We start from the raw sequence: 19,276 nt of genomic DNA on the forward strand, positions 1-19,276 counted from the left end.
ACCTTGGGTTGTTCTTGTCAGGTCGAGACAGCATGACCACGGCCTGCATCATTGGCTGGCCGGACCGGGGTGGCCATCGGTCCATGCGGGCGCTGGCCGAATCACTTTAGTCGCTGTTGGCGTGGCAGGGGGGCTGGGTTGGCCTAGTCTTTGGAGGGCTCGTACCGTGCAGTGGCTGCCATTGTCTGAGGTGGCGCGGCGATCGAGTCCCCTGAAAGACTGATAAAAAGGAACCCTGCCATGTCCAATGAAACCTGCGCCTGTCCGGCCTGCACCTGCAAGCTGGGGCCCCATGCGATTGTCCGTCACGGCAAGCACTACTGCTGTCAGGCTTGCGCCGATCATCACGCTCATGGTGAGCCTTGTGCTTCCACCCAAGGGTGCAAATGCGCCCAAGGCGCCCACGGCTGAAGAGCGCAAACGGGTGGGGCTGCGGCCCCACCCGTTTGCGGCGGGCCTAGACCGAAGGCCGCCAGGTGACATTCTCGATACCGAACTTTTCCGCCATGGGCTTGCTGGTCTTCTTCACCCGTTCCCGGCCGAAACGGCCGATGCGGCCCACTCCCGCATCACAGCTTGCCCAGTGCCAGGCCTCGGCGTTGTCCATCTTTTCCTGGCGGATGATGAAGGACTTGGGAGCGCCGTGAAGGGTGTATTCGATGACGAAGAGTTTTGCGTTGTTCATAAAGCCTCTGTTCCTCCCTGTGATCCTTGAGTGATCCCCCGCAGGCGCAAAAATTCACTTTGATTGGCCGACTCTGGCGCCAACGGTCATGGCCCTGAGCGCGCCTTCGTCGGCACGCCGGCTCCTGCGGGTTGCCACGGATCAGGCGTCGGGGACGCCTTTTTCCCAGGTCGACCAGTTGTTGAGAATGTCCTGCACCAGCGGATTGCCGGCCCGGTAGAGGTTCTCCAGGGCCGGGACAAAGCCGCCCTGGTCGGCGTACTTGAGCAGGTTGTCCACTTCACTGGTCCCCGGCGCCGGGCGGTCGAAATCGGAACCGGCGCGCAGCACCGCCAGGCGCTGGATGTCCACCAGACCCTCGCGGCTGGCCCGCAGCAAGGCTTCGTAGGTGGAGTTGTCTTCCTGCTGGGTGGTGCAGTAGGTGCCTTTGTTGTCGGTCAGCAGGCGGGTCCAGACTTCGGCCCGTTCGCTCAGGCGAGTGCCGGAGAACCAGGTGTTGCCCGCCAGGGTGTCGCAGCGGGTCACCACCGGCGGCTGGTTGGCCGGGGCCTTGGGGTATTTCAGGCGCCAGGCCGCCGATTCCTGGCTCTCGCTCAAGGTCACCCGCTGGCTCAGGGCGAAGGCCTTGGCCTGGAGCTTGGGGTTGAGCTCGAAGACTTCGGTCTTGTAGTCCAGGGGCGGTTTTTCGTTGGGGCCCTTGGTGTTGATCCCCAGGTAGCCGGTGGGCCAGTCCTTGGGCGCATCCCGGGAGTCGAGTTCCCACTGGGTGCCGAACTCCACCAGGTAATGCGCCCAGGCCGCGGTGCCGAGGGTGCCGTGGTGCGGGCTGATGCCGGCGATCCCGGCAATCAGGAAATAGCTTTTGCGCAGGTCGAACTTCGGCGACAGGGCCAGGGCCAGGGTCGACGCCGCGGCATTGGTCTGGCCCATGCCGGTGGTCAACAGGCACACGTCCCGGTCATTGCAGCGAATGCTCGGATACTCCGCCGCCAGCCCCGGCACGCGAATCTCGCGCTTGAGCTCCAGGCGCTCGATCCAGTGCTGCGCTTCCGGCGCGAACATGCTGATCAGCACCACCTTGGGCTTGATTGGCGCCTCATTGGCCCAGGCGCCGCCTGCCAGCACAGCCCCCAGTCCCAATACCCACGAAACCTTTGTAATCCCACGCATACAACCTCCATGACTGCCGTTAACCGGCGCTTATCCTGCCTGGTCCAGGTTGCAACTCATCGCAACCGTTCTTGTCTTGCCGTTTGCCGCTCGAAGCTTGCCATTGCTCTAGAACTGATAGCCGACCCCGGCGTAATAGCCCCAGCCATTGGAGCGGGCACGGAACTCGCCGTCGCCGAAATTCAGCACGCTGCCGTCTTCCCAGTTGCCGCCGTTGTGGAAGTAGCGGCCCACCAGGGTGAAGCGCAGGTGAGTGAAGGCGTACAGCAGCACGTTGGTGGCCACCGTGGCATTGGCGGTGCGCGCCGGGTTGTCCTTGTGCAGGTCGGAGCCGAAATCGAAATTGGTGAAGCCGATGTAGGTCAGCGAGGCACCGTTGCTGTAGCTGTCGATGGGCACGATGTATTTGAGCTGGGCGCGGTAGCCGTCCCAGGAATACTCGTTGCTGGCGCCGTAGTTTTCCCACTGGTAGCGGCCATAGAAGTTGGCCGAGAGATTGACCCGCGAATGGGTGTCGATGTCGGTGCCCAGGCCGCTGTACAGGGTGTTGGCGCGGTTGGCGGTGCGGCTGCCGTGGTCGTAGATCCAGTCGAAGGCCACATACCACTCCTTGATCGGACCGATGGCCAGGCTGCGACCGGCCAGGTAATCGATGGAGATCCGCGGTTCGTGCTCCATGAACAGCGGCGAGCCGTGGTCCCAGATGCCTTTGTCGTGGCTGTTGCCGATGTCGAGGATCTTCGGCAGGTCGATGTAGCCGTACAGCTCGAAGGGGCCCTTGCGCCCGAAGTATTCGTACTCCAGGTAGATGTCGTCCGCCGGGCGCGGGCCGAAGCTGATGTCCTTGCTGCCGATCAGCATCAGGTCCTGGTTGTACCAGTCGGAAAGGTAGGCACCCTGTTTCGCGGATTGCACATCGGCGCTCAGGCTTTCGCCCTGGGCTGACGCGTCCGGCGCGGGGGATTGGGCCAGCGTGGCGTGACTGAGTAGACCCGTAACGCCGGCCAGCCCGAGGGAAACAGCCCATTGGCCATGACGGGGGAAGCGGTTGTGCATGGAAAGTCCCTGTTCGTGCGGTGTGAAGTCCCTGATGTCCGTTCGCGCGCGTGGCGGTGGCGAACACCCACAAATTTGCAACTCGCAAACGTTTGCACATGGCGTACCAACTTGAAATAGGCGGTTGAAAAACAATTGGAAACGCCTCGGAAGCTGGCTCTGGGGTCAAAAAATGCCCGGGCAGGGGGCGGTGCGCGCGAAAGCGGGGCACTGTTAAAGTCCGGGGCTGGATTTTCTGCGGAGCTCGACCATGGCGTTGCATCAACTCTTGCTGGAATTGGAAACCCGCCTGCAGCAGGCCGAAGTGCGCGCCGATCGCCAGGCGCTGGAGGCCTTGCTGGCCGACGACTTTCTCGAGTTCGGCGCCAGCGGTGGACGCTGGAACAAGGCCCAGGTGCTGCAAAGCCTGCCCCAGCAGGACTTCATCGAGCGCAGCATCAGCGAGTTCTCGCTGCAGCTTCTGGCGGCCGATCTGGCCCAGGTCACCTACCTGTGCCATAACGCCGCAGCCGGCGGGCGCGCGGCCGGCAGCGCCTGGCGCAGTTCGCTGTGGCGCTGCCGCGAAGGGCGCTGGCAGATGCTGTTCCACCAGGGCACGCCCCGGCCCGGGGCCTGACCCCCTCTGCTAGAATCCTGCGTCCCGAACTTGACGAGGTGCCCCATGAGCGAGCCGATTCGCCTGACCCAGTACAGCCACGGAGCCGGCTGCGGCTGCAAGATTTCCCCCCAGGTACTGGAGGTGATCCTGGCCGGCAGCGGGGCGCAGAACCTCGACCCCAAGCTGTGGGTCGGCAACGCTTCGCGCGATGACGCGGCGGTCTACGCCATCGACGAAGAGCGCGGCGTGGTCTCCACCACCGACTTTTTCATGCCCATCGTCGACGACCCCTTCGACTTCGGCCGCATCGCCGCCACCAACGCCATCAGCGATATCTACGCCATGGGCGGCGACCCGCTGATGGCCATCGCCATTCTTGGCTGGCCGGTGAACGTGCTGGCCCCGGAAATCGCCCGGGAAGTGATCCGCGGCGGCCGCGCCGTGTGCGACGCGGCGGGCATTCCCCTGGCGGGCGGCCATTCCATCGACGCACCGGAGCCGATCTTCGGCCTGGCGGTGACCGGGTTGGTGGAAAAGCGCTTCATGAAACGCAACGACACCGCCACCGCCGGTTGCCTGCTGTACCTGACCAAGCCCCTGGGGATCGGCGTGCTCACCACCGCCGAGAAAAAGGGCAAGCTGCGCGACGCCGACATCGGTCTGGCCCGGGACTGGATGTGCACCCTGAACAAGCCCGGCAGCCGTTTCGGCAAGCTCGAAGGGGTGACCGCGATGACCGACGTCACCGGTTTCGGCCTGCTCGGGCACCTGGTGGAAATGGCCGATGGCAGCGGCCTCACCGCACAGATCCACTACGACCGCGTACCGCGCCTGCCCGGGGTTGAGTACTACCTGGATCAGGGCTGCGTGCCCGGCGGCACTTTGCGCAACTACAGCAGCTACGCCGAGAAGATCGGCCGGGTCCAGGAGCTGCACAAGCGCGTGCTCTGCGACCCGCAGACCAGCGGCGGCCTGCTGGTGGCGGTGACGCCTGAAGGCAATGCCGAGTTCCTCGCCCTGGCGGCGGAGCTGGGCCTGGAACTGGCGCCCATCGGTGAACTGGTGGAGCGACAGAGCCACGCGGTCGAGGTGTTCTGATGCCTCTGGACTGCACCGACTACCGCGAGATCTTCCTCAACGACCGGCCGATGATGGACACCCGGGCGCCGATCGAATTCACCAAGGGCGCCTTTCCCGGGGTGCTCAACCTGCCGCTGATGACCGACCAGGAACGCCAGCGGGTCGGCACCTGCTACAAGCAGCAGGGCCAGCAGGCGGCCATTGTCCTGGGCCATCAGCTGGTGTCCGGCGACATCAAGCAACAGCGGGTCCAGGCCTGGGCCGATTTCGCCCGGGCTCACTCCGACGGCCTGCTGTACTGCTTCCGTGGCGGCCTGCGCTCGCAGATCGTCCAGCAGTGGCTCAGGGAAGCGGGCATTGACTACCCGCGGGTCGGCGGCGGCTACAAGGCCATGCGGACCTTCCTTCTGGACACCACCGAACAGGCCCTGCAGCAGTGCGATTTTGTCCTGTTGGGGGGCATGACCGGCACCGGCAAGACCGAAGTGCTGGGCCAGCTGGACAACGCCCTGGACCTGGAGGGCCACGCCAACCACCGCGGCTCCAGCTTCGGCCGCCGCGCCACCAGGCAGCCGAGCAACATCGACTTCGAAAACCGCCTGGCGGTGGACCTGCTGAAAAAGCGTGAGCGCGGCGTGCAGAGCTTTGTCCTGGAAGACGAAAACCGCATGATCGGCAGCTGCGCCTTGCCGCTGCCGCTGTATCAGAGCATGCAGGGCCTGCCCATGGTCTGGCTGGAAGACCGCCTCGACAGCCGGGTACAGCGCATCCTTGACGATTACGTGGTCAACCTCAGCGCCGAGTTCGTGGCCGTGCATGGCGAAGAAGGTTTTTCCCTGTTTGCCGAACGCCTGCTGGAGAGCCTGAACAAGATCCACAAGCGCCTGGGTGGCGAGCGTCACCAGCGCCTGTTCCTGCTGATGGAAGCCGCGCTGGCGGAACAGGCCCGCAGCGGCGATGTGGAGCTGCACCGGGCCTGGATCGAAGGCCTGCTCGGCGAATACTACGACCCGATGTACGCCTACCAACGCGAGAGCAAGGGCGCGCGGATCGAGTTCATGGGCGAGCACGGCGCGGTGCTCGATTACCTGCGCCAGCGCCAGTCGCCCTCGCGCTAGCGCTCAATGATCCGCGCGCTCACAGCACCTGAGCGCGCGGTGTGCGCGGGCGTCAGCCGGCAGGGCGTGGACGGTCGAGCAAGGCCTCGACCACGGCCCGGGCCATTTCCACGGAATGCACCATGGACCAGATCAGGCCGCGTTCGATGCCGCTGGCGCGCTCGGTGATTTCATCGGACACCTCCTCGGCGCACTTGAGCAGCAGGGCGACGTGCCTCAAGGCCTGTTCGGCGTTGACCCCGGCTTGCACGCTGAACAGGGCATTGCCCTGGGCATCGCGCAGGCCGAACGGGCGTGCCTGGGTCGGTTTCAGTGCGGCGAGCAGGTTGGCGTTGGCGCTATCCAGCTCGGGATCGCGTAGCGGGCGGGGTGGATCGGGGACGAGCTTTTTCATTGGGGTACCTACGACTCTAAGGTTAAGTAGAGCCGCCGGTCTCGCTTCCACACGAGAGGGTGGCAGCCGTGCGTGGGTGTGGAAGACCGGGGAGTCTTTTGGTACCCAAAACCCGGCGCACCCGAAGGTGCCCCACGCATGGCCGCCATAACACGTATCCGCAGGCGCAAAGCGTCGGCAGGCGCGTTGAAGCGTTGTACCTATGACCCTTCCGGACTTCCACATCCGAGCCGCTGATTGCGCAGCGACCGGGGGAGACTGCCTGACGAACACCCAGGGCACAAGCCGCTCAAAGGCGTTGGCGATTCTCTCGGACAAGCCTTACAAAACAAAGCGAAAACTCTGGTTTCTGGAGCGGCATTCCCTGATCAATGTGTTTCAAGACGATAACCAGGGCTCTACAACAACACCGCACCAATCAATCCGCAGACAATCCCCACCAGCATGGTCAGCACGGCCACGGTCACCAGTACCCTGGCATCGAAGTCTTTGCGCAGCATCAGCAGCGACGGCAGGCTGATGCTTGGCAGGGTCATCAGCAGCGCCACCGCCGGCCCGGTGCCCAGGCCCAGGGTCATCATGGTCTGGACGATGGGAATCTCTGCCGCCGTAGGGATCACGAACAGGGTCCCGGCAATCGCCAGGGGCACCAGCCACCACAGGCTGTCGCTCATGGCACCGTCAATGTGCGGGAACAGCCAGACTCGCGCCGCGCCCAACACCAGTACCGCCAGCACGTAGATTGGAATGGTGCTCCAGAACAGTTGCCACAGGGTCTTGCCCCAGCGGCTGAGGAACGGCTGCTCGTTCACCGTGCTGGCTTCCACCACCGCATCCACCGCGGCTTCCGGCAGTTGCTCGGGGCCGGCGACCCGCTGCGCCACCAGCGACACGCCCAGCACCAGGACGATGCCCGCCACCAGGCGCAGGGCGGAAAACCCCCAGCCCAAAACAAAGCCCATGAACACCAGGGTCGCCGGGTTGAGCACCGGGTTGGCGATCCAGAACGCCAGGGCCGCGCCCACCGAAACCTTCTGCCGCCGCAGCCCGGCGGCCACCGGTGCGGCGCAGCAGGAACACATCATGCCCGGCAGGGCGAACAGCCCGCCGCGCAGGGTCGAGCCGAAGCCGGCGCGGCCGAACAGGCGCAGCAGCCAGTCCCTTGGAATCAGCACCTGCAGCAGCGAGCCCAAGATCACCGCCAGCACCGCGGCTTTCCAGATGGCCAGGAAGTACACCTGGGAATAGGCCAGGGCGGCGCTCCAGGGCGAGCTTTGCTGATCGTTGAGGATCGACGCGCCGATGCTGTGGCTGTCGGCGGCGACAAAGGCCTTGAGGTAGTAGGGCGACCACTTCACGTAATACAGGCCGATGGCGGCCACCAGCAGGAACAGCAGGGGTTTGCACCAGAACGCCCAGCCGCGGGTGGGCTGGGTGGAGGCGAGGTTGGACATGAAGGGAATTCCGCACAAGACAATAAGCGCGAATTGTAGCCGCTGGCGCCGGTGCGCCGCGAACCGATCTCGCCCGGCATTGGACTGTAGCCGCTGCCGAGCGTCAGCGAGGCTGCGCAAAGGCCCGCAGGGCCTTGCTTGGCGATCTCCCGTCGGAGCTCTGTCGGTCTTGAGAGCGCCGTGTCCCTGCGGGCCGTTCGCAGCCTGCGGCAGCGGCTACACCACTCTCGGATCGGCATTGGACTGTAGCCGCTGCCGAGCGTCAGCGAGGCTGCGCAAAGGCCCGCAGGGCCTTGCTTGGCGATCTCCCGTCGGAGCTCTGTCGGTCTTGAGAACGCCGTGTCCCTGCGGGCCGTTCGCAGCCTGCGGCAGCGGCTACACCGATCTCGGATCGGCATTGGACTGTAGCCGCTGCCGAGCGTTAGCGAGGCTGCGCGAAGGCCCGCAGGGCCTTGCTTGGCGATCTCGTGTCGGAGCTCTGTCGGTCTTGAGAGCGCCGCGTCCCTGCGGGCCGTTCGCAGCCTGCGGCAGCGGCTACACCCATCTCGTCCGGCATTGGACTGTAGCCGCTGCCGAGCGTCAGCGAGGCTGCGCGAAGGCCCGCAGGGCCTTGCTTGGCGATCTCCCGTCGGAGCTCTGTCGGTTTTGAGAAGGCCGCGTCCCTGCGGGCCATTCGCAGCCTGCGGCAGCGGCCACAGGGGAGCGATTTTCAGAGGGTGCGAATCGAGGTGCGGATGGCCCGGGCGCATTCGATCACTGAAGGCGCGAGCTTGCGTTCAGCTTCCTCCAGGGTCCAGCGGCTGCTGGGCACCACCACGTGCACGGCGGCCACCGGCAGGCCCTGGCTGCCGAGGATCGGTGCGGCAATGCTCATGTCCCCCAGGAACAGTTCCTCCGGGTTCAGGGCGTAGCCGCGGCGCTGGGTGAGCTCGATCTCGCGCTGGATATCCGCAAGCTCGGTCAGGGTGTGCCGGGTATGAGCCTTGCGCTCGCTGGCTTCGAGGATCTGTGTGGCCTCGGCGGCGGGCAGGGCGCTGAGGTAGGCGCGCCCGGAGCCGGTGCAGTACATGGGGATGCGGCTGCCGATGGGCATGTGGATGGGGATGAACTTGGGCGCCACGAAGCGCGCCACATAGACCATGTCCAGGCCATCGGGCTCGGTGAGGTTGGTGGTTTCTCCGGTGATCTGCGCCAGTTCGGCGAGGAACGGGTTGGCCACGTCCACCAGGGTGTCGGCAGCCAGGTAGTTGTAGCCGATCTCCATCACCCGCGGAGTCAGCTGGAAGCGTTTGGTCTGCGGGTGCTTACGCACGTAGCCCAGCTGTTCCAGGGTGTGAATCATGCGCTGCGCCGAGCTCTTGTTGATGTCGGCGGCCGCGGCGATTTCCGCCAGGTTCATGGTTCGTTGCGCGGCGTTGAAGGCCCGCAGCACTGCCAGGCCTTTCTCCAGCGACTGGTTGAATAGGGAATTGTTGTTATCGCTCATGACAGTCCTGTCTGGCTATTTCATGTTTTGAATATCGATATTCGATATTTATAAATCTCTTTACGATTTTTGTAAATTGTTTATAGTCGGGTCCATGCCTCCTGCCTTCCACACCAGAGGCTATCCATCACGGACTTCAAACAATAAAACCGTCCAATGGGAGATTCGCCATGCATACCCGCACTCGTGTCCTTGCGCCCGCTGTATTCGCACTCTGTTGTGCCCTGGGCCTCTCGCTGTCGGCCCAGGCCGAGCCGCTGTACAAGGTCGGGGCCACCGCCACCGGCATTCCCTTCACCTTTCTTGACGTCAAGAGCCAGAGCATCGAGGGCATGATGATCGATGCCGCCCGGGCCGTGGGCAAGGCTGGCGGTTTCGCCGTGGACATCCAGCAGACCACCTTCGCCGCGCTGATCCCGTCCCTGACCTCGAACAAGATCGACATCATCTCCGCCGCCATGCTGCGCACCCCGGTGCGCGAGAAAGTGGTGCAGTACTCCGATCCGGTGTTCAGCTACGGCGAGGGCCTGATCGTCAAGGTCGACGACACCGGCGACTACCGCCGCATGGAGGACCTGGCCGGGGAAACCGTCGGCGCCCAGGTCGGCACGGTGTTTATCGACGAGCTGAACAAGCGCGGGATCTTCAAGGAAGTACGCGGCTACGACTCGATTCCCGACCTGATGCGCGACCTGGCCCTGGGGCGGATCAAGGCCGGTTTCGCCGACCGGCCGATCCTCGCCTACCAACTGGCCCAGGGCACCCAGAACAAGGTGCGGCTGGTCAAGGGCTACCAGCCGGTGGTCATGGGCGATGTGTGCCTGATCGTGCGCAAGGGCGATGCCCAGACCCTGGCCGAGGTCAATCGCGGGATCGCTGCGATCAAGGACGACGGCACCCTGGAGCGCATCATCGAGCACTGGAAGCTCAACTGATCCAGTCGCGGCCCGGCACCTGGCCCGGGTCCCTTTCTTGCTGATTAAACGGGTCTCTCCATGTTTCTCCAGAACGCTCTGGACTTCCTGCCCATTCTATTGAAAGGCGCAGTGGTCACCCTGCAGGTCACTGTTGGCTCATTCGTGCTCAGTTCGCTGATCGGCCTGGTCTTCGCCTTGATGATGGTGTCCAAGGTGCGCTCGGTGGCGTTGTTCGCCATCGGCGTGGTCAACGTCATTCGCGGACTGCCGATCATCGTCCAGCTGTTTTACATCTACTTCGTGCTGCCGGATTTCGGCATCCAGCTCACCGCCATGCAGGCCGGGGTGATCGGCCTGGGCATCGCCTACTCGGCGTACCAGGCGGAAAACTTCCGCGCCGGCATCCAGGCCATTCACCAGGGGCAGATCGAGGCCGCCGAATCCATCGGCATGCGCGGGCCGATGATCATGCGTCGGGTGGTGCTGCCCCAGGCCCTGCGCATCGCCTTGCCGCCCTACGGCAACACCCTGGTGATGATGCTCAAGGATTCGTCCCTGGTGTCCACCATCACCGTGGCCGAGATGACCCGGGCCGGGCAGCTGATCGCGTCCTCGACCTTCGAGAACATGACCGTCTACACCCTGGTGGCCTTGCTCTACCTGGCCCTGAGCCTGCCGCTGTCCTTTGCCCTGCGCCGCCTGGAGGCGCGCATCAGCACCCGGAGAAAGCCATGATCCAGATCAAGGGCGTACACAAGAGCTTTGGCAACGTGGCGGTGCTCGAAGGCATCGACCTTGAGGTGCGCAGCGGCGAGGTGGTGTGCCTGATCGGCCCCTCGGGGTCCGGCAAGTCGACCCTGCTGCGCTGTATCAACGGCCTGGAAAGCTACGAGCAGGGCGACATCCTGGTGAGCGGGGCGCGGGTCGAGCGGCAGGCCAAGAGCATCCACGAGCTGCGTACCCGGGTGGCCATGGTGTTCCAACGCTTCAACCTGTTTCCCCATCGCACGGCGTTGCAGAACGTCACCGAGGGGCCGATCTACGTCAAGAAGCAGGACCCCCGGCAAGCACGCCTGCGGGCCGAGGCCCTGCTGGAAAAGGTCGGCCTGGCCCATCGCATGCACGCCTATCCGGACGAGCTCTCCGGCGGACAGCAGCAACGGGTGGCGATTGCCCGGGCACTGGCCATGGACCCGGAGGCGATTCTCTTCGACGAGCCCACTTCAGCGCTGGACCCGGAACTGGTGGGCGAGGTGCTGGCGGTGATGCGCAAGCTGGCCGACGAGGGCATGACCATGATCGTGGTCACTCATGAAATGGGCTTTGCCCAGGACGTGGCGGACCAGGTGTGCTTCCTTCACAGCGGGCGCATCGTCGAGGCCGGGCCGGCGCGCACTGTGCTCAGCACCCCGAGCCACCCGCGCACCCAGGACTTCCTGCGGCGCCTGCTCAACCAGGGTGCGGAGGTGCAGGCATGAGTGCGTCCGAGCCTCTGCGCATGCCGCCCTCGCTGTGGGCGGCCACGGCCATGCCGGCCGAGCACACCCCGGCGCTGACCGAGGACCGGGAGGTCGATGTGGCGATTGTCGGCGCCGGCTACACCGGGCTGGTGAGTGCCTTGCGCCTGGCCCAGAGCGGTGCCCGTGTCTGTGTGCTGGATGCCGGCGAGCCCGGCTGGGGCGCCTCCGGGCGCAATGGCGGGCAGGTGATCCCCGGGCTCAAGTTCGACCCCGAGCAACTGCTGGCCAAATTCGGCCAGGTGCGGGGAGAGGCACTGATCGAAGCCGTGGGCTCGGCGGCCGATGAAGTGTTCGAGCTGATCAAGGAACACCGCATTCGCTGCGACGCCACGCGCAAGGGCTGGATCCAGCCGGCGTTTTCCGGCGCGGCGATGCGCACCCTGGAGCAGCGCGCCGAGCAGTGGCGCGAGCGCGGCGTGGCCGTGGAGTTGCTGGACAAGGCGGCGGTAAGCCAGCGCATCGGCAGCCCGCAGTACCTGGGCGGCTGGGTCGACCCGCGGGCTGGCAGCCTGCACCCGCTGAACTACGCCCGGGGCCTGGCCCGGGTGGCGATGGGGCTGGGGGTGAGCATTCACGGCCAGAGCCGGGTCCGGCAGCTGCAGCGCGACGGCGGGCGCTGGACCCTGGAGACCGACTGTGGCGCGCGGGTGCGCGCCCCGAAGGTGCTGCTGGCCACCAATGGCTACACCGACGACCTGTGGCCGGGGCTGCGCCAGACGGTGATCGCCGCCAACAGTTTCATCATCGCCACCCGGCCACTGCCCGCCGAGCTGCGCCAGAGCATCCTGCCGGGCGGCGAGGTGTGTTCCGATGCCCGGCGCCTGCTGCTGTATTTCAAGCAGGACGCCCAGGGACGCCTGCTGCTGGGCGGGCGCGGACCGTTTTCCGAGCCGCGCCGGGATGCCGATTGGAACCATCTGGAGCGCTCGTTGCTGAACCTGTTTCCCCAGTTGGCGGGCACCCCCATCGAGTACCGCTGGAGCGGGCGCGTGGCCCTGACCCCGAGCTTTCTGCCGCAGCTGCACGAACCGGCGCCGGGGTTGTCGATCCTGCTGGGCTATAACGGGCGCGGCATTGCCTTGTCGACCCTGCTGGGCAAACACCTGGCGGCGCGGCTGACGGGAGCGGGGCAGGCCTTTCCGTTTCCGCTCACGCCCGTGCGGCCGATTCCGCTGCATGGCCTGCAACGCCTCTACCTGGGGGCGGGGATTGCCTGGTACCGGTTGCTCGACGCCCTGGGCTGATCAGCTCGGGCAATCCTGCTCGCCGCCGTCCAGGCCCTGCTTGTAGCTCTGGCTGTGCAGGCTGGCCTTGCCGTTGCGCCAGGTCAGGGTCAGCACGTACAGCGAGTCGAAGTCGCTGGAGGCCCAGTCCTCGGTGATCGGGCGCTTCTGGCCCACGGCCTCTTCGGCGACCTTGTTGATCAGCTCCGGCAGGTAACCGTGGGACCAGGCGGTGTAGATGATCGCGTTGTGGTAGCGGTTGTGCAGCAGCTCGTCCGCCAGGTCGCTGGTGTCGTTGGCGGCAAAATCGATGTTGACCGGCAGGCCGAGCTTGATGGCGCTGGGGCTGATGGTCATCAAGGGGCGGATGTAGCTGTAGGAGTTGTCCAGCTCGCCTTCCTCGACATTGCGTGTCGGGTTGGCGGCGAACACGTACTGCGCCTTGCCGAATTTTTCCGGCAGCAGCGAGGCCAGGTCGAGGGCTCGGTTCAGGCCCTGGCAGTTGAGCTGGCCGAGGCCGCCGGCGGGCTTTTCCGCGTGGCGCAGGAACACCAGGGTCTGAGTGCCGTCCACCGGTTGCGCGCGGCTGACGCTGGACTCCAGCGACAGGCACAGGGCGCTGCCCAGCAGCAAGGCCGGTAGCAGCAGGTAGGCGCGGTTCTTGAAGCGGCGGAGCAGGGGCATGGCGGGATTCTTCAGCGCAAGGGGTGGAGGCTGACAAACCTGTGTGTTCCCTGTCATCACGGCCGGTGAAGGCAGTGCTTCTGAGTCCCTGGACGGCGTTTGGTTCGATGAGGCGCCAGACTAACCGCGGTATGTTGCCGATTTAAGAAAACCCGGCGGATAATCGCCGACCGTTGCCTCGTGTGGCGCCCCCCTTTGACTGTCATTGGAAGCCTGTCATGACCGATCTTTCCGCTTTTGCCGTTACCCAGAAATGGCCTGCGCAATTCCCCGAATGGATTCAGCTGTACTCCCTGCCGACCCCCAACGGGGTCAAGGTTTCGATCATGCTCGAAGAGATCGGCCTGCCTTATGAAGCGCACCGGGTCAGCTTCGAGACCCAGGACCAGATGACCCCGGAGTTCCTCAGCGTCAGCCCGAACAACAAGATCCCGGCGATTCTCGATCCCCATGGTCCTGGCGACCAGCCTTTGGCATTGTTCGAATCGGGGGCGATCCTGATTTACCTGGCGGACAAGAGCGGGCAGTTGCTGGCCCAGGAATCGGCGGCGCGTTATGAAACCATCCAGTGGCTGATGTTCCAGATGGGCGGCATCGGGCCGATGTTCGGGCAGGTGGGGTTCTTCCACAAATTCGCCGGCAAGGACTACGAGGACAAGCGGCCGCTGGAGCGTTATGTGAACGAGGCCAAGCGGTTGCTGGGGGTGTTGGACAAGCACCTGGAGGGGCGCGAGTGGATCATGGGCGAGCGCTACACCATTGCCGATATTGCGACTTTTCCGTGGATTCGGAATCTGGTCGGGTTTTATGAGGCGGGCGGGTTGGTGGGGATTGATAGCTTCCCGCAGGTGCAGCGGGTGCTGGCCAAGTTTGTGGCGCGGCCGGCGGTGATTCGTGGGTTGGAGATTCCCAAGGTGGTTTGAGGTGTTTTTTTAGGGTGGGGCGTGAAGGGGGGTACACATTCGGTGTTGCGGGTGTTGCGGCTGGCGGTTTTGTCTTTGTGGCGAGGTTGATGGGGTACATATCCGGTGCTGTGGTAACGGCCGCATAAGGTTTCGCTCTTGCAGCGAGTGGGAGGGGGGACATATCCATTCCTGCGGGTGCGGCTGCTTAGGGTTTCGCCCTTACGGCGAGTCCCTTTTTTTCAAACGCCAAAAAAAGGAACCAAAAAACGCTTGCCCCTCCATGGGCCCCTCGCTGGGGCTCGGGGTTCCCTCGCTTCGGCATTGCTCCGGGGGCCCGCCGCCAACCGGCCATCCATGGCCGGGTGGCGGCTAGCTCGGCATCCATGCCGAGCTGCCCCCTACGCAACGCCTGCGCTCGGCCGGCTGGGAAGGGGCCTGAAGATCAAGATCAAGATCAAGATCAAAAGCCAAAGCCAAAGCCAAGGTGCGCAGGCTGGTTCCTTGTAGCCGCTGCCGAAGGCTGCGAACGAGCGCTAGCGCTCGCAAAACCAGGCGGCGCGATATGTCAGGAATATCGGGGAGGCAGGTTTAGCGTCTCCTGCGGAGCCGGTCGCAGCCTTCGGCAGCGGCTACATGTAACGCGAACGGCAATGAAACAGGCCGGCCGGCAGGCCGCCGTCAGATGTTGATCTTGCTCTGGCTTTTGATCTTGATCTGAACGCCCCGTTAACCACGATGGCCGAACGCAGGCATTGAGCCGTGGGTAACCCGGCAGGGATGCCGGGTTAGCCGCCACCCGGCCATGGATGGCCGGTGGCGGCGGCCCACGGATCAATGCCGGAGTTCGGGCATGCCGAGCCTAGGCGAGGCACCGAGTGGAGGGGCAGGAGCCTTTGGTTACTTTGGGCTTTTCAAAGTGACTCGCTGTAAGAGCGAAACCGCCAGCGGCCGCACCCGCAGGAATGGATATGTACCCCGTCCCACTCGCTGTAAGAGCGAAACCCTAAGTAGCCGTGACCGCAGCAACGGATATGTACACAGCCCACTCGCTGTAAGAGCGAAACCCCAAGTAGCCGTGACCGCAGCAACGGATATGTACACAGCCCACTCGCTGTAAGAGCGAAACCACCAACCGCCACACCTGCAGCGACGAATATGTACACTTCACCCCCAGCCCCCCACCGACCCCAGGCTCCCTCTAGATGCCCGCCCTGAACTTCAAACAAATCGACGTCTTCAGCTCCACCCCCCTCAAGGGCAACCCCCTGGCCGTGGTGTTCAACGCCGACGATCTCAGCGACGAACGCATGGCCGCTTTCGCCACCTGGACCAACCTCAGCGAAACCACCTTCCTGCTCAAGCCCCGCGACCCTCGGGCCGACTATCGCTTGCGGATCTTCACCACCACCCAAGAGCTGCCCTTCGCCGGTCACCCGACCCTGGGCAGTTGCCATGCCTGGCTCGAAGCCGGCGGGGTGCCCCGGGGCGAGGAGATCATTCAGGAGTGTGAAGTCGGTCTGGTGCGCATTCGTCGTCAGGGCGATCAGCTGGCCTTTCTCGCGCCGCCGCTGCTCAAGTCCGGCCCGGTGGAGCCCGAGGTGCTGGAGCAGGTACGCCGTGGCCTGGGCCTGAAAGCCGGGGATATCGTCCAGGCGCAGTGGGTCGACAACGGCGCCGGCTGGCTGGCGGTGATGCTCGGCGAGCGCCAGCAGGTGCTGGATCTGCAACCGGACTACCCGGCACTGATCGGTCTGGCCGTAGGGGTGATCGCGCCCTGTGACCCCGAGTGCGATGACACCGAGGCGCAGTTCGAGGTGCGGGCCTTTATCGCCGGCGACGGCATGCCCGAGGACCCGGCCACCGGCAGCCTCAATGCCGGGATCGCCCAGTGGCTGCTGGGGGCCGGGCTGGCGCCGTCGCGCTATCGGGTCAGCCAGGGCCTGAGCATGGGCCGCGCTGGGTCCATCGATGTGGAGCAGGTGGGCGATGAGGTGTGGATCGGCGGCTCTGCCGTCACCTGTATTGAAGGCAAGTTTCTCGCGGGGTGAAGCCGCGGCAAGTGTCCAGCTGCAAGCCCAGTCCGGCGCTTTTGCCACTTGCCGCTTGCCGCTTGCCGCTTGCCGCTTGCCGCTCGAAGCTTGTTGCTTGTTGCTGCTCCTCTGTCTTGCGTCAGATGGTCGCAGGCCGGCCTGCGCGGGCCCTCGCCAAGCCCATGAATAGCGGGCCTGGCGCTGATTGTTAGCAGATTCGCAAGACTCTCTTGAGCCGTGCGGGTTTGTACCACGGCGGCTCTGGGCATAAGCTTTCAGCCTTTTTTCGCCATCGCTCGTGTTGTCCCGCGCTCAGCCTTAGGAAAAATCATGTCCAGCCAGTTCCCAGAAGCCCGTCCCCGTCGCCTGCGTCGCTCCGAACAACTGCGCAGTCTGTTCCAGGAAACCGAATTCACCCTCAATGACCTGGTGCTGCCGATTTTCGTCGAGGAGGAAATCGACGATTTCGTGCCGATCAAGAGCATGCCCGGGGTGATGCGCATTCCCGAATCCAAGCTGGCCGGGGAGATCGAGCGTTACGCCCGCGCCGGGATCAAGTCGGTGATGACTTTCGGTGTGTCGCACCACCTGGACTGCGACGGCAGCGATACCTGGAAGGAAAACGGCCTGGTGTCGCGCATGTCGCGCATCGCCAAGGACGCGGTGCCGGAGATGATCGTGATGTCCGACACCTGCTTCTGCGAATACACCGAGCACGGCCACTGTGGCGTGATGCACGGCCATGAAGTGGACAACGACCAGACCCTGATCAACCTCGGCAAGCAGGCGGTGGCCGCGGCCCGTGCCGGCGCCGACGTGATCGCGCCGTCGGCGGCCATGGACGGTCAGGTCCAGGCCATCCGCCGCGCCCTGGACGCCGCTGGGTTCACCCAGACGCCGATCATGGCCTATTCCACCAAGTTCGCTTCGGCGCTCTACGGCCCGTTCCGCGAAGCGGGCGGCAGTGCGCTCAAGGGCGACCGCAAGAGCTACCAGATGAACCCGATGAACCGCCGCGAAGCGGTGCGCGAGTCCCTGCTGGACGAGCAGGAAGGCGCCGACTCGCTGATGGTCAAGCCCGCCGGGGCCTACCTGGACATCATCCGCGACATCCGCGAGGCCTCGCGCCTGCCGGTGGCGGCGTACCAGGTCAGCGGCGAGTACGCGATGATCAAGTTCGGCGCCCAGGCCGGGGCCATCGACGAGCAGCGGGTGGTGCGTGAAAGCCTGGGTTCGATCAAGCGCGCCGGCGCCGACCTGATCTTCACCTACTTCGCCATGGACCTGGCCCTGGCCGGGATCTGATCCCGCACCGGGCCAAACCGTCCCTCCACGAACGCCGCCCGGCGTTCGTGGCTATTGCCAAGACTTCCGCCTCTACATGACAATGCGATTCATTATCAAATATGAATCCTTACTGTCATGCCCGCCGACGACTTATCCCTGCGCTGCGCCGTCACCGATCTCTACACCCATCACCATGGCTGGTTGCAGGGCTGGCTGCGCCAGCGCCTGGGCAATGGCTTCGATGCCGCCGACCTGGCCCAGGACACCTTCGTGCGGGTGCTCAAGGCCCGCAACGCACAGGACATCCGTGAGCCGCGGCCCTACCTGTCGCGCATTGCCCGGGGCCTGCTGATCGATCTGTTTCGCCGCCGCTCTTTGGAGCAGGCCTACCTCGAAGCCCTGGCCCGGGTGCCCGAGGGCGAGCACCCGTCGCCGGAGGAGCAGAGCGTATTGTTCCAGGCGCTGATGGAAATCGACCGTCTGCTGGATGGCCTGGGGCCCAAGGTCAAGCAGGCCTTCCTGCTCTCCCAGTGCGACGGCCTGACCTACGAGCAGATCGCCGAGCGCCTGCAGATTTCCGTGCGCAGTGTGAGCAACTACATGGCCAAGGCCATGGAGCACTGCTGCCTGATGCAGATGCGGATGCAGCTGTCATGAGCTTTGCCGGCCTGCAACTGAGCGTCGCCGAGCGTCAGGCCATCAGCGGCGCGGCGCGCTGGTACGCGCAATTGCGTTCCGGCAGCGCCTCCGAGCAGGAGCAGGCGGCCTGGCGCGAGTGGCTGGCCGCCGACCCCTTGCACCGCCAGGCCTGGGAGCGCATGCAGCAGTTGGGCGAGCAGATCTCGGCGCTGCCCGGCGGCCTGGCCGGCTCGACCTTGCGCGGGGCCGGGCGTTCGCGCCGCGAGCTGATGCGCAACCTGGTGGTGCTGGCCTCGGCCGGTTCCCTGGGCTGGCTGGGCTGGCGCAGCGACAGCGCCCAGCAGTTGCTGGCGGACTACCGGACGCAGATCGGCGAGCGCCGACAAGTGCGCCTGGCGGATGGCAGTTCGCTGCTGCTCAATACCAACACCTCGATCAACGTGCAGTTCGACGGCCAGCAGCGCAAGGTCCAGCTGCTGTGGGGCGAGATGCTGGTGAGCACCGGTGCCGACCCGCTGCAGCGGCCGTTCCGGGTGCGGACCCGACACGCCGAGGTGCTGGCCCTGGGCACGCGCTTCGTGCTGCGCAGCGACGAGCGCGAGGAGCAGGTGGCGGTGCTGGAGCACGCGGTGCAGGTCAGCCTGGGCGATGGCAGCGCGCCGCGTCGGGTCGAGGCCGGCCAGCAACTGGCGTTCAGCGGCCGGGGCTTTGCCGCGCTGCGGCCCAACGATGCTTCGGTGGGCGCCTGGCGCCAGGGCAGCATCATCGCCATCGACCGGCCCCTGGGGGACTTGCTGGCCGACCTGTCGCGCTACCGGCGCGGGGTGCTGCAGTGCGATCCGCAGATCGCCGGGCTGAAGATCTCCGGGGCCTTCCCCATCGACGACACCGACCGTGCCCTGGCGGCGTTGGAAAGCGGTTTCTCGCTGCAGATCAAGCGCTATACCCGTTACTGGGTGCGAGTCTCCGACAGCCACCTGGGCTGAAGCGTCGGAAAAAAATTTAGTGATCCTTGCAGGTTGGCCAGCCC

Annotated in this window: 20 protein-coding genes; 13 read left to right on the plus strand and 7 right to left on the minus strand. The window is 65.0% G+C overall.

The genetic code is table 11. The features are described from left to right. Positions 1–240: 240 nt before the first annotated feature. On the plus strand, positions 241–411 hold the full coding sequence (locus ACMGF8_RS16630; RefSeq protein ID WP_102864137.1) for a metallothionein: 171 nt from the start codon (positions 241–243) through the stop codon (positions 409–411). A 46-nt stretch (positions 412–457) separates the two neighbouring features. On the opposite strand, the gene ACMGF8_RS16635 is transcribed toward ACMGF8_RS16630, so the two are convergent. The 3 genes from ACMGF8_RS16635 to ACMGF8_RS16645 all read right to left on the minus strand — a co-directional run bounded on the left by ACMGF8_RS16635 (position 458) and on the right by ACMGF8_RS16645 (position 2,911). Beyond that, the gene (locus ACMGF8_RS16635) at positions 458–685 is read right to left on the minus strand and encodes a DUF6555 family protein (RefSeq protein ID WP_011060569.1); all 228 of its coding nucleotides are present in this window, start codon (positions 683–685) and stop codon (positions 458–460) included. Positions 686–826: 141 nt separating this feature from the next. Continuing rightward, a complete protein-coding gene (locus tag ACMGF8_RS16640) occupies positions 827–1,855 on the minus strand; it encodes a purine-nucleoside phosphorylase (RefSeq protein ID WP_416756790.1) in 1,029 nt (342 codons plus the stop codon). 108 nt (positions 1,856–1,963) lie between these two features. Further along, positions 1,964–2,911, minus strand: a complete 948-nt coding sequence (locus tag ACMGF8_RS16645; protein WP_102864139.1) for a nucleoside-specific channel-forming protein Tsx — start codon at positions 2,909–2,911, stop codon at positions 1,964–1,966. A 250-nt stretch (positions 2,912–3,161) separates the two neighbouring features. Here ACMGF8_RS16645 and ACMGF8_RS16650 point away from each other — a divergent pair, with 250 nt between their 5' ends. The 3 genes from ACMGF8_RS16650 to mnmH are packed head-to-tail and all read left to right on the plus strand — an operon-like array spanning position 3,162 to position 5,707. Next, positions 3,162–3,527, plus strand: a complete 366-nt coding sequence (locus tag ACMGF8_RS16650) for a DUF4440 domain-containing protein (RefSeq protein ID WP_416756792.1) — start codon at positions 3,162–3,164, stop codon at positions 3,525–3,527. A gap of 45 nt (positions 3,528–3,572) precedes the next feature. Beyond that, positions 3,573–4,607, plus strand: a complete 1,035-nt coding sequence (gene selD, locus ACMGF8_RS16655; RefSeq protein ID WP_060838607.1) for a selenide, water dikinase SelD — start codon at positions 3,573–3,575, stop codon at positions 4,605–4,607. After that, positions 4,607–5,707 carry a tRNA 2-selenouridine(34) synthase MnmH gene (mnmH, locus tag ACMGF8_RS16660; protein WP_416756795.1) on the plus strand — a complete coding sequence of 367 codons (1,101 nt, stop codon included), beginning with the start codon at positions 4,607–4,609 and terminating at the stop codon, positions 5,705–5,707. The genes selD and mnmH overlap by 1 nt, the downstream gene beginning before the upstream one ends. A 52-nt stretch (positions 5,708–5,759) precedes the next feature. Here the strand turns inward: mnmH and ACMGF8_RS16665 are convergent, their stop codons facing one another. From ACMGF8_RS16665 to ACMGF8_RS16675, 3 genes are all read right to left on the minus strand, one after another. Beyond that, a complete protein-coding gene (locus tag ACMGF8_RS16665; RefSeq protein WP_416756796.1) occupies positions 5,760–6,101 on the minus strand; it encodes a DUF3077 domain-containing protein in 342 nt (113 codons plus the stop codon). Between the two features lie 398 nt (positions 6,102–6,499). Beyond that, entirely contained in the window at positions 6,500–7,555 is a 1,056-nt protein-coding gene (locus tag ACMGF8_RS16670; RefSeq protein WP_416756798.1) for a permease, read from the minus strand. Between the two features lie 709 nt (positions 7,556–8,264). Next, a complete protein-coding gene (locus ACMGF8_RS16675; protein ID WP_060838611.1) occupies positions 8,265–9,041 on the minus strand; it encodes an IclR family transcriptional regulator in 777 nt (258 codons plus the stop codon). A gap of 170 nt (positions 9,042–9,211) precedes the next feature. Here ACMGF8_RS16675 and ACMGF8_RS16680 point away from each other — a divergent pair, with 170 nt between their 5' ends. Genes ACMGF8_RS16680 through ACMGF8_RS16695 form a run of 4 tightly spaced genes read left to right on the plus strand, consistent with a single transcriptional unit; the run spans position 9,212 to position 12,722 of the window. Then, complete coding sequence (locus ACMGF8_RS16680) at positions 9,212–9,976, plus strand: ABC transporter substrate-binding protein (protein ID WP_416756799.1); 765 nt, start codon at positions 9,212–9,214, stop codon at positions 9,974–9,976. 60 nt (positions 9,977–10,036) lie between these two features. Next, the gene (locus tag ACMGF8_RS16685; protein WP_011060581.1) at positions 10,037–10,693 is read left to right on the plus strand and encodes an amino acid ABC transporter permease; all 657 of its coding nucleotides are present in this window, start codon (positions 10,037–10,039) and stop codon (positions 10,691–10,693) included. After that, entirely contained in the window at positions 10,690–11,436 is a 747-nt protein-coding gene (locus ACMGF8_RS16690; RefSeq protein WP_060838613.1) for an amino acid ABC transporter ATP-binding protein, read from the plus strand. Before ACMGF8_RS16685 ends, ACMGF8_RS16690 begins: the two co-directional genes overlap by 4 nt. Beyond that, entirely contained in the window at positions 11,433–12,722 is a 1,290-nt protein-coding gene (locus tag ACMGF8_RS16695) for an NAD(P)/FAD-dependent oxidoreductase (RefSeq protein ID WP_416756800.1), read from the plus strand. Before ACMGF8_RS16690 ends, ACMGF8_RS16695 begins: the two co-directional genes overlap by 4 nt. Here ACMGF8_RS16695 and ACMGF8_RS16700 read toward each other — a convergent pair whose 3' ends face one another. Continuing rightward, entirely contained in the window at positions 12,723–13,385 is a 663-nt protein-coding gene (locus tag ACMGF8_RS16700) for a histidine phosphatase family protein (protein ID WP_115582094.1), read from the minus strand. Between the two features lie 218 nt (positions 13,386–13,603). Between ACMGF8_RS16700 and ACMGF8_RS16705 the strand changes: the two genes are divergently transcribed. From ACMGF8_RS16705 to ACMGF8_RS16725, 5 genes are all read left to right on the plus strand, one after another. Next, complete coding sequence (locus ACMGF8_RS16705) at positions 13,604–14,308, plus strand: glutathione binding-like protein (RefSeq protein WP_102864156.1); 705 nt, start codon at positions 13,604–13,606, stop codon at positions 14,306–14,308. 1,184 nt (positions 14,309–15,492) lie between these two features. Beyond that, complete coding sequence (locus ACMGF8_RS16710) at positions 15,493–16,338, plus strand: PhzF family phenazine biosynthesis protein (RefSeq protein WP_416756801.1); 846 nt, start codon at positions 15,493–15,495, stop codon at positions 16,336–16,338. Between the two features lie 312 nt (positions 16,339–16,650). Next, a complete protein-coding gene (gene hemB, locus ACMGF8_RS16715; RefSeq protein ID WP_016962997.1) occupies positions 16,651–17,625 on the plus strand; it encodes a porphobilinogen synthase in 975 nt (324 codons plus the stop codon). A gap of 117 nt (positions 17,626–17,742) precedes the next feature. Beyond that, positions 17,743–18,264, plus strand: coding sequence for a sigma-70 family RNA polymerase sigma factor (locus ACMGF8_RS16720; RefSeq protein WP_060838618.1), 522 nt, complete (start codon positions 17,743–17,745; stop codon positions 18,262–18,264). After that, positions 18,261–19,232: a FecR family protein gene (locus ACMGF8_RS16725; RefSeq protein WP_235758538.1), complete on the plus strand. Its 972-nt coding sequence runs from the start codon at positions 18,261–18,263 to the stop codon at positions 19,230–19,232. Before ACMGF8_RS16720 ends, ACMGF8_RS16725 begins: the two co-directional genes overlap by 4 nt. Positions 19,233–19,276: the final 44 nt, after the last annotated feature.

This window comes from Pseudomonas sp. BNK-7 (genome assembly GCF_048072025.1).
Classification (GTDB): domain Bacteria; phylum Pseudomonadota; class Gammaproteobacteria; order Pseudomonadales; family Pseudomonadaceae; genus Aquipseudomonas; species Aquipseudomonas danubii.